This is a genomic window from Phenylobacterium sp., from assembly GCF_031412415.1.
Taxonomy (GTDB): domain Bacteria; phylum Pseudomonadota; class Alphaproteobacteria; order Caulobacterales; family Caulobacteraceae; genus Phenylobacterium.
This window is the reverse complement of the sequence record NZ_JANOCX010000069.1, coordinates 1-11,800: the sequence shown is the minus strand read 5'-3', so window position 1 is coordinate 11,800 and position 11,800 is coordinate 1. Positions and strand designations below refer to the sequence as shown.

General features: G+C 68.6%; 11 protein-coding genes. 8 read left to right on the top strand and 3 right to left on the bottom strand.

The genetic code is table 11. The features are described from left to right. From RMO04_RS03530 to RMO04_RS03515, 4 genes are all read left to right on the top strand, one after another. Nucleotides 1-838, top strand: an 838-nt coding sequence (locus RMO04_RS03530; protein WP_309643411.1) for a peptidyl-prolyl cis-trans isomerase, incomplete at its 5' end; no start/stop codon positions are given. Nucleotides 839-933: 95 nt separating this feature from the next. Further along, the gene (argJ, locus tag RMO04_RS03525) at nt 934-2,292 is read left to right on the top strand and encodes a bifunctional glutamate N-acetyltransferase/amino-acid acetyltransferase ArgJ (protein ID WP_309643414.1); all 1,359 of its coding nucleotides are present in this window, start codon (nt 934-936) and stop codon (nt 2,290-2,292) included. A gap of 113 nt (nt 2,293-2,405) precedes the next feature. After that, entirely contained in the window at nt 2,406-3,992 is a 1,587-nt protein-coding gene (locus tag RMO04_RS03520) for a DPP IV N-terminal domain-containing protein (protein ID WP_309643410.1), read from the top strand. Further along, nucleotides 3,993-4,580 (top strand): S9 family peptidase, encoded by a 588-nt coding sequence (locus RMO04_RS03515; RefSeq protein WP_309643413.1) that lies wholly within the window; start codon nt 3,993-3,995, stop codon nt 4,578-4,580. On the opposite strand, the gene RMO04_RS03510 is transcribed toward RMO04_RS03515, so the two are convergent. Together RMO04_RS03510 and RMO04_RS03505 are read right to left on the bottom strand one after the other, a co-directional pair. Continuing rightward, on the bottom strand, nt 4,577-6,175 hold the full coding sequence (locus RMO04_RS03510) for a hypothetical protein (protein WP_309643409.1): 1,599 nt from the start codon (nt 6,173-6,175) through the stop codon (nt 4,577-4,579). The two genes, RMO04_RS03515 and RMO04_RS03510, sit on opposite strands and share 4 nt — an antisense overlap. A 66-nt stretch (nt 6,176-6,241) precedes the next feature. Then, on the bottom strand, nt 6,242-7,696 hold the full coding sequence (locus tag RMO04_RS03505) for a DEAD/DEAH box helicase (protein WP_309643412.1): 1,455 nt from the start codon (nt 7,694-7,696) through the stop codon (nt 6,242-6,244). A gap of 279 nt (nt 7,697-7,975) precedes the next feature. Between RMO04_RS03505 and mutT the strand changes: the two genes are divergently transcribed. From mutT to rsgA, 3 genes are all read left to right on the top strand, one after another. Then, nucleotides 7,976-8,386: an 8-oxo-dGTP diphosphatase MutT gene (mutT, locus tag RMO04_RS03500; RefSeq protein WP_309643408.1), complete on the top strand. Its 411-nt coding sequence runs from the start codon at nt 7,976-7,978 to the stop codon at nt 8,384-8,386. A gap of 32 nt (nt 8,387-8,418) precedes the next feature. Then, entirely contained in the window at nt 8,419-8,556 is a 138-nt protein-coding gene (locus RMO04_RS03495; RefSeq protein WP_309643407.1) for a hypothetical protein, read from the top strand. A gap of 185 nt (nt 8,557-8,741) precedes the next feature. Continuing rightward, nucleotides 8,742-9,821: a ribosome small subunit-dependent GTPase A gene (rsgA, locus tag RMO04_RS03490; protein WP_309643406.1), complete on the top strand. Its 1,080-nt coding sequence runs from the start codon at nt 8,742-8,744 to the stop codon at nt 9,819-9,821. 13 nt (nt 9,822-9,834) lie between these two features. On the opposite strand, the gene RMO04_RS03485 is transcribed toward rsgA, so the two are convergent. Then, a complete protein-coding gene (locus RMO04_RS03485; RefSeq protein ID WP_309643405.1) occupies nt 9,835-11,295 on the bottom strand; it encodes a catalase in 1,461 nt (486 codons plus the stop codon). A gap of 95 nt (nt 11,296-11,390) precedes the next feature. Between RMO04_RS03485 and RMO04_RS03480 the strand changes: the two genes are divergently transcribed. Beyond that, a partial coding sequence (locus RMO04_RS03480) for a LysR family transcriptional regulator (RefSeq protein ID WP_309643404.1) occupies nt 11,391-11,800 on the top strand: 410 nt, incomplete at its 3' end.

Here is an 11,800-nt window from a genome sequence, read left to right as displayed (position 1 = left end):
CGACGGCAAGACCGTGTGGACGTCCGACGTCAAGCGCGAGGCGGTGGCCCAGGGCCTGATCGGGGAGGGCGAGCCGCTGGACGCCTCGTCGGACCTGTTCCGCCGGGTGCTGGACGAGGTGGTCGACCAGAAGCTGCTGGCCTCGGAAGCCTTGAAGCGCAAGCTGGACAAGGATCCGATCGCCCAGAAGCGGCTGGCCGCGGCGCGCGAGCGGATCCTGGGCGACATGCTGGTGGAGAGCGTGGTCAGCGACGCCGTCAACGACAACGCCATCCGCGGGCTCTACCAGGAACAGCTCAAGCTGGCGAAGCAGTCTGAAGAAATCCGCGCCCGGCAGATCGTCGTGGCGACGGCGGTGGACGCCGAGGCGATCAAGAAGCTGCTGACCACCGGCGCGTCCTTCGAGGCCCTGGCCATGGAACGTTCGACCGACGCGGCCACTCGGTTCAATGGCGGCGACCTCGGCTACTTCACCACCGACGTCATGCCCGAGGCCTACGAGACCAATCTGAAGGCCGCCAAGGTCGGGCAGGTGGTCGGGCCGTTCGCCATCGACGGCGGCTTCGCCGTGGTCAAGGTCGAGGACCGGCGGCTGGAGCAGCCCATCACCTTTGAGTCCGCGCGCCCACAGATCGTTCGGTTCCTGACCTATGACCAGGTTCGCGACCTGCTGGAAAAGCTGCGCAGCCGCGCCAAGATACAGACCCTGATCCGCGCACCGCAGGATGTGCCCGGTCAACCCAAGGAGCCCGCCGACGCGCCCACGGCCGCGCCGGGCGCTCCGACCTCCGCCACCGTTTCCGACAAGGCTCCTCCCGCCAAGGCCGTCGCCAAATGACCCGTAAGCCCGCCCCCAAGCCCGCCGCCAAGACGCCCGTGAAAAAGACGCCCGGCGCCAAGGCGCTGGATGTCGCCGCGATCCCCGTGGAGGTGATGGGCCAGACCCTCGAGCGCGCGCTGGATCCCTTGACCAGCGCCCTGAAGCGCGCCGCGGCGAAGCGGGCCGACAAGCAGGTCGTGGAGAAGCCCGCCGCCGCCGTCCCCGCCGCCAAGGCCGCCTTGCCGGTTTCGCCCCTGGCCGTCCCGTTCCCGAAGATGCCGCCGATCCCGGGGGTGCAACTCGCCACCGGCCGGGCCGGCTTCTACAAGCACGAGCGCGACGACCTGCTGGTCATGCGGTTCGCGCGGGGCACCTCGGCGGCCGGCGTGTTCACCCGCCACGGCATCGGCTCGGCGCCGGTGGACTGGTGCAAGAAGCACCTGGAGGCGACCATGGGCGCCGACGTTCGCGCCCTGGTGGTCAACGCCGGCTGCGCCAATTCCTTTACCGGCAAGCCGGGCGCCGACGCGGTTCGCCGGGTGGCCTCGGCCGTCGCCAAGCGTTTCGACTGCCGCCAGCGCGACGTGATGGTGGCCTCGACCGGGGTGATTGGCGTGCTGCTGGACGACGCCAAGATCACGCATCGCCTGCCGGAAGTGGAGCACAAGCTCACCGACGACGGATGGGCCGGGGCGGCCAACGCCATCATGACCACCGACACCTTCCCGAAGGGCGCCTACGCCGAGGCGCTGATCGACGGAGAGAAGGTCCGCATCGCCGGCATCTGCAAAGGTTCGGGGATGATCGCGCCGGATATGGCGACCATGCTGGCCTTCGTGGCCACCGACGCGGCGATCTCGCCCACGGCTCTGCAGACCCTGGCCAGCCTCTATACCCGCACCACCTTCAACTGCGTGACGGTCGACGGCGACCGCTCCACCAATGACACCCTGCTGCTCTTCGCCACCGGGCAGTCGGGCGCGCCGAACATCACCCGCGCCGGCGACCGCCGCCTCGCGGACTTCCGCGACAAGCTTGAAGCCGTGCTGTTGGACCTGGCGCTGCAACTCGTTCGGGACGGGGAGGGCGCCAGCAAGTTCGTCAAGATCACCGTGACCGGCGCCGAGAGCCCGGCCTCGGCCCGCAAGATCGCGCGGACCATCGCCGAGAGCCCGCTGGTCAAGACCGCCTTCGCCGGCGAGGACGCCAACTGGGGCCGGATCGTCATGGCCGTGGGCCGGGCCGACGAGCCCATCGACCGCGACCGGGTGAAGGTGCAGTTCGGACCGTTGATCGCCGCCCAGGACGGGTTGATCTCGCCCACCTACGACGAGGCGAAGATGAGCGCCTATATGAAGAACCAGGAGTTGGAGGTCAGCGTCGACGTGGGCGTCGGCCGTGGCGTGGCCACGGTTTGGACCTGCGATCTGACCAAGCAGTATGTCGCCATCAACGGCGACTACCGCTCCTGAGCCGACACCCTTGCCAGGGCGCCGCCCTCTGGTAGCTTCCGCCCCCCAGGCTTATCGGAGCGGGCATGAAATTTGTGGCGGGGGGCTTGATCGTGGCCCTTATGGCGTGTGGCGTGGCTCAAGCTGAAAAACTGACCCCAGAACGGGTGTTCGCCGATCCCGACCTGTCGGGACCGATCGCGCGTGGCGTGAAAGTCTCGCCCGACGGCTCGGCGGTGACATATCTGCGCGCCAAGGCCGACGACCAGCGGATGACCGACCTGTGGATCGCCGACGTCAAGGGTGGCGCGCCGCACCTGCTGATCGACGCTCGGGCCCTGGCTCCCAGGGACAAGGTTCTTTCCGAGGCCGAGAAGAGCCGCCGCGAACGCCAGGGCGTCCAGACCCGCGGCGTGGTGGACTATGCCTGGGACGATCAGGGCCGGTTCATCCTGGTCCCGGTGGAAGGCGACCTCTTCCTGTACACGGTGAAGGGCGGGCGGATCGCTCAATTGACCCAGACGCCCGGCGACGAGATCGACGCCAAGGTCTCGCCGAAGGGCTCGTTCGTCTCGTTCGTGCGAGACGACAATCTCTTTGTCATGCCGGCCGGCGGCGGCGCGGACCGCGCCTTGACCACCGGCGGCGAGGAGTTGAAGAGCTGGGCCACGGCCGAGTTCATCGCCCAGGAGGAGATGAGCCGCTCGACCGGATACTGGTGGAGCCCCGACGAAACCAGGATCGCGTTGACCTTCGTCGACCAGACCGGCGTCGACGTGGTGGAGCGGCTGGACGTCAACGCGGTCGGCGCAACCATCGTGCGCCAGCGCTATCCCCGCGTTGGGCGGCCCAACGCCAAGGTGGACCTCTACGTCGCCGACGTGGCCACCGGCGCGCGGACCAAGGTCGACCTGGGCGAGGAGGTCGACATCTATCTGGCCCGGGTGACCTGGGCCAAGGATGGCAAGACCCTCTACGTCCAGCGCCAGAGCCGCGACCAGCGGCGGCTGGACATCCTGGCCGTCGATCCGGCCACCGGGGCGGCCAAGGTGATCCTCACCGAGACCAGCCCCCACTGGGTCGACATCACCGACGACTTCAAGCCGCTGAAGGATGGGAGCTTCCTGTGGTCCTCGGAGCGGTCGGGGAATCGCCACCTTTACCTCCACAAGGCCGACGGCGCCCTGGTGCGCCAGGTCACCCAGGGCGAGTGGCCGGTGGACGTTCTGGAGGGCGTCGATGAGGCGCGCGGCGTGGCGATCTTCGGCGCCAGCAAGGACTCGCCGGTCGAGCGTCGGATCTATGAGGTGTCCTACAAGGCGCCGGCCGAGCCCAAGGCGCTGACCTCGGGCGGCGGCTGGTGGCGGGCCGACGTGGCCCAGTCGGGCAAGGCCTTCGCCGCCACCTACCAGGACCCGCGCACGCCGCCCCAGACCGGCTTCCACAAGGCTGACGGAACCCGGGTGCGCTGGATCGAGGAGAACCGGCTGGTGGCCGGACATCCCTACCATCCCTTTGCCGAGCGTTTGCGCGAGGCCTCATTCGGGACCATCAAGGCCGCCGACGGCCAGGACCTCTGGTGGTCGATGCGCACCCCGCCGGGCTTCGATCCGGCCAAGCGCCATCCCGTGATCGTTCAGGTCTATGGCGGCCCGGCCGGCGCCCTGGTGTCGAAGACCTGGCGATCGCCCGAGGACCAGCTTCTGCTGGAGGCGGGCTAAATCCTCTTCAGCCTCGACAACCGCGGCACGCCCAACCGCTCGGTGGCCTTCAAGACCGCCATCGACCGGCGCATGGGCAAGGTCGAGGTCGAGGACCAGCTCGCGGGCGTGACGCACCTGACGTCGCTGCCCTACGTCGACCCGGCGCGCATCGGCATCACCGGCTGGTCCAACGGCGGCTACATGACGATGATGGTGCTGACGGCCGAGAATTCGCCCTATGCGGCGGGGGTGGCCGGGGCGCCGGTGGTCGACTGGTCGCTCTACGATACCCACTACACCGAGCGCTACATGGGCACGACGGCCGACAACGCCGCCGGCTACGCGAACGGCGAGGTCACGGCCCGGCTCGGCAAGCTGAAGCCCGGCGTGCTGATGATCATGCACGGCATGGCCGACGACAACGTCACCTTCGACAACTCGACCAAGGCCATGGCCGCCCTTCAACAGATGGGCACGACCTTCGAGCTGATGACCTATCCCGGCCTGCGCCACCGCGCCGGCTGGACCCAGGCCAACCGGCTGCATCGCGCGCGGACCACGCTCGACTTCTTCGAGCGGAAGCTGAAGCCGACGCCGGCGCCCTAGCGCGTGATCTTGTAGATCGCGTTCTCGAGGTCCGAGGTCACATAGATGGCGCCCGAAGGCCCGACGGCGATCCCGCCGGCCAAGGGGAAGGGCTTGGTGACCAGGCCCAGCGGAAGGTCCTTGGCGACCACGCTCACGGCGCCCGTCTTGGGGTCGATGGAGACCACCCGCCGCGCGCCGACCTCCAGCACCGCCAGGTGTCCGCCGGGCCCTAGCGCCACGGCCTTGGGAAGGTCGAGGTCCTTGGTGACCACGGTCTTGGCGCCGGTGGCCAGGTCGACGCGAGTGATGCGCCCGCCGGCCACCTCGGCCACGTAGACGCCGCCGTCCGGTCCCAGGGCCAGGCTGGCGGGCGCCGCCAGGCCGCCGGCCAATGTCGTGCGCTGGTCGCCCTTGGCCCTGACCAGGTCGCCGCTGGCCAGCTCGGCCACGAGGATCGAGCCGTCGGCCAGCTCCAGGGCGTCGGACGGCGACTTGAAGCCGTGCATAACGGAGAGCGCCTGGCCCGTGTGGCGGTCATAGACCAGCACCGCTCCCGTGGGGGCGCTGGCCAGAACCACGCGATCGGGGCCGACGCTGACTCCGGTGGGGTATTCCAGCTTGCTGCCCTTGGTGTGGACTCGGGCGATGTCGCGCACGGCGCCGGTTCCCCCGTCCACCCCGCGGTAGGAAAAGACGTCGGCGACGAACAGGCTCTCCTTGCCGCCGTCGCTGGCCACCGCGATGTCGGCGGGGAAGGCGAGCGCGCCCTTCATCACCTGGCGCATCGCGCCCGTGGCCGGGTCGACCATCTGCAGGCCGTTGTCGGCCATGTTGGAGACCACGATCTGGTCCTTCGCATCGATGGCCAGATTGTCGAGCGCGGTGGAGAGCTGGGCGACCTTGGTCTTGGTCCGGGTCTTGATGTCGATCGCGATCAGCTCACCCAGGTGGGTGTCGATGGCGTAGAGCCTGTCCTTGGAGTCGAACTTGGCGGCGGCCGGGGTGTCGAAGCCGTCGGCGACCACGACCATGTCGCCGGTGTCCGGATTGATTTTCACCACCTGGCCCTTGAACCACAGGGGCCCGTAGAGCCAGCCGTCGGGGCCGGCGGCGAAGCTGTTGAAGCCGCCCATGCCCTCGCGGATCATGCGACGCGGCGTCTTGCCGGCGGGGTCAAGCTCCCAGAGGGCGTCGCCGCCGAACACCTGGGCGGCGAACAGCCGCTTTCCGTCGCGGCTGAAGGTGATGGAGTTGATGCTGACGAGATCCTTCTCCAGCACCTCCACGGGCCCGGACCCGCGGCGGCTGTAGACGATGTTGTCGGAGATCGCCGTCCACACCACCTGGCCCCCGGGGCCAAAGGCCATGTCGTCGGCCATGCCCTGCGGCGGACCAACCAGGAGCTTGGCCTTCCCCGTGGCGAGATCGACGCTGTAGAGGCTCTGGCCCGCGACGCTGCCGGCGTAGAGCTCGCCGGTCGGGCTGAACCGGATGCCATGAACGCCGTGGAAGTCCGACCCCGGAACCAGCCGGGTCACCTTGGCGTCCTGCGCCATGGCGGCGCCGGCCGCCGACAGTCCGGCCAGCAAGGCCACGCCCCTGAAGAAGCCCATGTGTCTCGCCCCCGTCTTATGGTTGGGAGCGAGCTTGATCCTCAGAGGAGCGCGCCGCAAGCGCGCCTAGTCGAGCGGGGTCCAGCGCTTGGCCGGGGCCGCGGCGCCCTCGCGCTTCGGGCCCTTGAAGGCCGCCTGGCTGATGGGCGTGGTCGAGGCGCGTTCGCCGGTCTTGCGACCGCCGCCATCATGACGACCACCGCCGCCCTGACCCTGGCGCTGACCGCCGCCGTTGCTGGGACGGTTGCGCTGGGCGCGCAGGCCGCCCGGCAGGTCACTGCGGCCCTGGGGCTTGCGTTGGCCACGGTCGCCGCCGTTGTTCTTGCGGCCGGCTTCGGCGCGCTCGGCGGCCACTTCCGGCATGGCCTGGGTCATGACATGCAGGCCGCGATCGTTGCGGCGGTCCTCGGCCGGGATGGTCTGGCGCGTGACCTTCTGGATGTCGCGCAACAGGTTGCGTTCGTCGTCGGCGCAGAAGGCCACGGCGGTGCCGTCGGCGCCGGCGCGCGCGGTGCGCCCGATCCGGTGGACGTAGGATTCCGGCACGTTGGGCAGCTCGTACTGGACCACGTGGCTGACCGCGTCGATGTCGATGCCGCGGGCCGCGATATCCGTGGCCACCAGGGCGCGGACTTCACCGGCCTTGAACGAGGCCAGCGAGCGTTCGCGCTGGCCCTGGCTCTTGTCGCCGTGGATGGCCGCGGCCTCGACGCCGGCGGCTTCCAGAGACTTGGCCACCCGGTCGGCGCCGCGCTTGGTGCGGGTGAAGACGATGACGCGCTTGAACTTGGGTTCGGCGAACAGTTCGCAGAGCAGGGCGCGCTTCCGCGCCGTCTCAACGAAGATCACCTTCTGCTTCACGCGCTCGACCGTGGTCGATTCCGGCGCCACGGCGACCTTGTGCGGGTTGGGGTTCAGCAGTTCGCCGGCCAGCTTGCCGATCTCGGTGGGCATGGTGGCGGAGAAGAACAGGTTCTGCCGATCCTTCGGCAGGTACTTCACGATCCGGCGGATCGGCAGGATGAAGCCCATGTCCAGCATCTGGTCGGCCTCGTCGAGGACGAAGATCTCCACGCCGCCCAGGGTGATCGTCTTCTCGCCGAGGTGGTCGATCAGACGGCCGGGGGTGGCCACCAGCACGTCGACGCCGCCGGCCAGGGCGCGCATCTGGCCGCCGTACTTCACGCCGCCGAACACGACGGCGACGGAGACGCCCATGTGCTTGCCATAGGTCTTGAAGCTCTCGCCGATCTGAGTGGCGAGTTCGCGGGTGGGGGAAAGCACCAGCACGCGGCAGCCGCGGCGGGGCGCGGGCTTACGGTCGGCGGCGAGGCGATGCAGGATGGGGAGGGCGAAGGCGGCGGTCTTGCCGGTGCCGGTCTGGGCGATGCCCAGCAGGTCGCGGCCGCTCATCACCCCGGGGATGGCTTGCGCCTGGATCGGGGTGGGAACCGTATAGCCTTCGTCGGCCAGGGCCTTCAGCAGGGACTTGTCGAGGCCGAGGTCGGTGAACTTGGTCAAAACGATATCTTTCACGTATGCGCCAATCGCGGCCTCTCGGCTCTGCCAAGGGTCGCGGGGTCGCGGGTCAGTTTGGGGATTGCCCCCGCGTGGCGGGGCGATCTATGCGATCTCTTCAGGGCGCTCGACAGGCTGAACCCGACTTAGGATCCATCACGCGGCTGGAGCACCGATATCGCCGCGATTGCTGCAGCGCAGCGGGGACATGGCCGGTGCGCCGCCGAAAGTCAAGCTAAACCGATCTGTTGCCTTTCGCGCCCTGGGCGGCGAGGAAGCGCCATGAACGCGCCCAAACCCCTGCTTCTCGTGGCCGCCGCCGCCCTGATCGACTCCGACGGGCGGGTGCTGATCTGCCAGCGGCCGCAGGGCAAGCAGCTCGCCGGCCTGTGGGAGTTTCCCGGCGGCAAGGTCGAACCCGGCGAGACCCCGGAGGAATGCCTGATCCGCGAGTTGGACGAAGAGCTGGGGATCAAGGTCACCCATGCCTGCCTGGCGCCCTTCGTGTTCGCCAGCCACGGTTACGAAAGCTTTCACCTCATGATGCCACTGTATCTTGTCCGTCGCTGGGAAGGCTTTGTGACGGCCAAGGAACACGAGGCTGTCGCATGGGTGAAACCCGCGAAACTCGCCGACTATCCGATGCCGCCGGCCGACGCGCCGCTCGTCGCCTGGCTGCGCGACCTGATCTGAGATCGTTCCTATCGCAGACTGGCGGCTCCACCATGGTGATCTACGCCGTGGTCGCGGGCCTGGTCTCGGTCGGCGCGATCAGCGCGCTGAGCGCCTATGACGGCGAGATCACGGACATGCTGCTCACCGCCTCCGACGCCGCGCGTGCGTTCCTGAATGGTCAGGGCTGAGCGCGATTCCTTGACGCTCGCGGCCACCGCGCCTAGCCTTCGCTCACTTCCACTGATCGGAAAGGAGGGGTTTCGACATGACTGTCCTCATCCGCGCCCCTCGCCGCGCCGCCTATAGGCTCGCCTGATATCTCGGGCTCCTGGGCCGCGCCTGACCAGGCTTTCCGATCCAAGGATGTCCAGCTTTGCTCGACACATATGGCTGGAGCGAACCGCTCCAGCGCCTCTTCCATGACCACGCCGCCCGCGGGCTGATCCCGGGCCGGGTCACCGTTCAACAACGCGGCCACTACGGGCTGGTCATCGCGACCGGCGAGGTCGCCGGTGAACTCTCCGGCCGCTTCCACTTCGAGGCCGAGGCCGGCGGATACCCCGTGGCCGGCGACTGGGTGGCCTGCACCCCGCCGGTCGAGAAAGGGCCGGTCATGATCCAGGCCCTGCTGCCCCGCGCCACCAGCTTCGTCCGCCGCGAACCCAACGGCGGCCGGGCCCAGGTGGTGGCGGCCAATATAGACCTGGCCCTGCTGGTCGCCTCGCTCAACGCCGACCTCAATGCCCGGCGGATCGAGCGTTACCTCGCCACGGCGTGGGAGAGCGGCGCCCAGCCGGTGGTGGTGCTGACCAAGCTCGACACCTGCGCCGACCCCGAGCCCCTGATCGAGGAGATCCGCGCCGTGGCCTATGGCGTCGAGGTCCATGCGGTCTCGGCGGTGACGGGGGAGGGGATCGCAGGCCTCTCAGCCCTCTTGGCGCCGGGCAAGACCGCCGTGCTGCTGGGATCCTCTGGCGTGGGAAAGTCGACCCTGGTCAATGCGCTGGCCGGCCAGGAGCTGATGGAGACCCAGGAAATCCGCGAGGACGACGCGCGCGGCCGCCACACCACCACCCACCGGGAGCTGGTTCTGCTGCCTAGCGGCGGCTTGATGCTGGACACCCCAGGCATGCGTGAGCTTGGCCTTTGGAACGCCGACGCGGGTCTCGCCACGGCGTTCGGCGACCTCGAAGGCGAGGTGGAAGCGTTGGCCGCGCAGTGCAAGTTCCGCGACTGCAAGCATGTCGCCGAGCCTGGCTGCGCGGTCCGCGCCGCGCTGGAAAGCGGGGAACTCGATGCGGAGCGCTGGGAGGCCTACGGCAAGCTGCAACGCGAGCTGGCCCACCTGGACCGCAAGGAGAACCCGGCCGCCGCCTCCCAGGCGCGAAAGGTCTGGATCCAGCGGCAGAAAGACATGCGCCAGAGAACCAAGCACCGGGAGACGGACGACTGACGGACGGGCCGCGCTACTCGGCGGCCACCGAGCCTTCCGCGAAGGCCAGGCCCAACCGCTGGGCGACGCCCTGACCATAGGCCGGGTCGGCGCGGCGGAAGTGATCGACCTGGCGGCGCTGGATCGCCTCGGGGACCGGGGCCATGGCGGCGGCGATGTTGTCCATCAGCAACGCCTGCTGCTGCGGGCTCATCAGGCGGAAGAGGTTCCCCGGCTGGGTGTAGTCGTCATTGCCGGCGCGGTGGTTGAAGCGGTCGGCGTCGCCGGCGATGCGCAGCGGCGGCTCGGCCACGCTCGGGTCCTCCCTTGGCCCGTCGAAGGAGTTGGGCTCGTAGTAGGCGTCGGTGCGGCCGGGCGCGTCGAAGCGCATGGCGCCGTCCAGATGGTAGTGGGCGACCGGCGATTTCGGGCGGTTCACCGGCAGGGCCTCGTAGTGGGTCCCGATCCGGTAGCGGTGGGCGTCGGCATAGGCGAACAGCCGGCCCTGCAGCACCTTGTCGGGCGAGAAGCCGAAACCGGGCACGATGTTCGACGGGCTGAAGGAGGCCTGCTCCACCTCGGCGAAGTAGTTGTCCGGATTACGGTTCAGCTCCAGGACGCCCACCTCGATCAGCGGGAACTCGGCATGCGGCCAGACCTTGGTCAGGTCGAACGGATCGTAGGATGTCGCCTCCGCTTCGTCCTCGGTCATGATCTGCACGCAGACCTTCCAGCGGGGATAGTCGCCGCCCTCGATGGCTTCGAACAGGTCGCGCTGGGCGCTCTCGCGGTCGGCGGCGATGGTGGCGCTGGCCACCTCATTGGTGAGGTTGCGGATCCCGGCCATGTTCTTGAAGTGGAACTTGACCCAGTGGCGTTCGCCCGCCGCGTTGAACAGCGAATAGGTGTGGCTGCCGAAGCCGTGCATGAACCGGTAGCCGTCGGGCTGGCCGCGATCCGAGAACAGGATCGTCACCTGGTGCAGGCTCTCCGGAGACAGGCTCCAGAAGTCCCACATGGCGGTCGGCGAGCGCAGGTTGCTCACCGGGTGGCGCTTCTGGGTGCGGATGAAGTCGGGGAACTTCATCGGGTCGCGGATGAAGAACACCGGGGTGTTGTTGCCCACCAGGTCCCAGTTGCCCTCTTGCGTATAGAACTTCAGGGCGAAGCCGCGCACGTCGCGCTCGGCGTCGGCCGCGCCGCGTTCGCCGGCCACGGTGGAGAACCGCAGCAGCACCTCGGTCTCCTTGCCGATCTCGCTGAACAGGCCGGCCTTGGAGTAGCGGCTGATGTCCTGGGTTACCTTGAAGGTGCCGTAGGCGGCCGACCCCTTGGCGTGGACCACGCGCTCTGCGATGCGCTCGCGGTTCTGGTGGGCCAGTTTCTCCATCAGCTGATAGTCCTGCATCAGGAGCGGACCCCTTGGCCCCGCGCTGAGCGAGTTCTGATTGTCGGCGATCGGCGCGCCCGCCGTGGTGGTCAGTCTCTCGGTCATGGCCGTTCCTCCTGAAGCTTGAGAGGACGATCCGCCTTGAGGGCGATCAGGTCTAATCAGTTCACAGCCATTGGACATCAGGCTAGCTTATCGGCATGCCGACCTTGAGACAGCTTCGCTACCTCGCCGCCCTGGCCGAGCACGGCCATTTCGGACGCGCCGCCGCCGCCTGTCATGTGACCCAGCCGGCGCTCTCCATGCAGATCAAGGAACTCGAAGCCGAGCTCGACCTACCGCTGGTCGAACGGGGCCGGGGCGGGGCGGTGCTGACCGAGGAAGGCGTGGCCCTGGCCGAACGCGCGCGGGCGCTCAGCGCCGGGGTCAAGGACCTGGAGGACTTCGCCCGCGAACGCCGTGGCGATCGGGCGCAGCGGCTGGTGCTGGGCATCATTCCCTCGGTCGCGCCCTACATGCTGCCACGCCTTCTGCCGCTGTTGCAGACGGCCATTCCAGGCCTGGACCTCAAGATCCGCGAGACCCAGACGGCGACCTTGCTGGCGGAACT

Bases quoted from the DNA above. Each gene is read 5' to 3' on its own strand.
- RMO04_RS03510 (WP_309643409.1), bottom strand. From the start codon at position 6,175: ATGGGCTTCTTCAGGGGCGTGGCCTTGCTGGCCGGACTGTCGGCGGCC.
- mutT (WP_309643408.1), top strand. From the start codon at position 7,976: ATGAACGCGCCCAAACCCCTGCTTCTCGTGGCCGCCGCCGCCCTGATC.
- argJ (WP_309643414.1), top strand. From the start codon at position 934: ATGGGCCAGACCCTCGAGCGCGCGCTGGATCCCTTGACCAGCGCCCTG.
- RMO04_RS03485 (WP_309643405.1), bottom strand. From the start codon at position 11,295: ATGACCGAGAGACTGACCACCACGGCGGGCGCGCCGATCGCCGACAAT.
- RMO04_RS03495 (WP_309643407.1), top strand. From the start codon at position 8,419: ATGGTGATCTACGCCGTGGTCGCGGGCCTGGTCTCGGTCGGCGCGATC.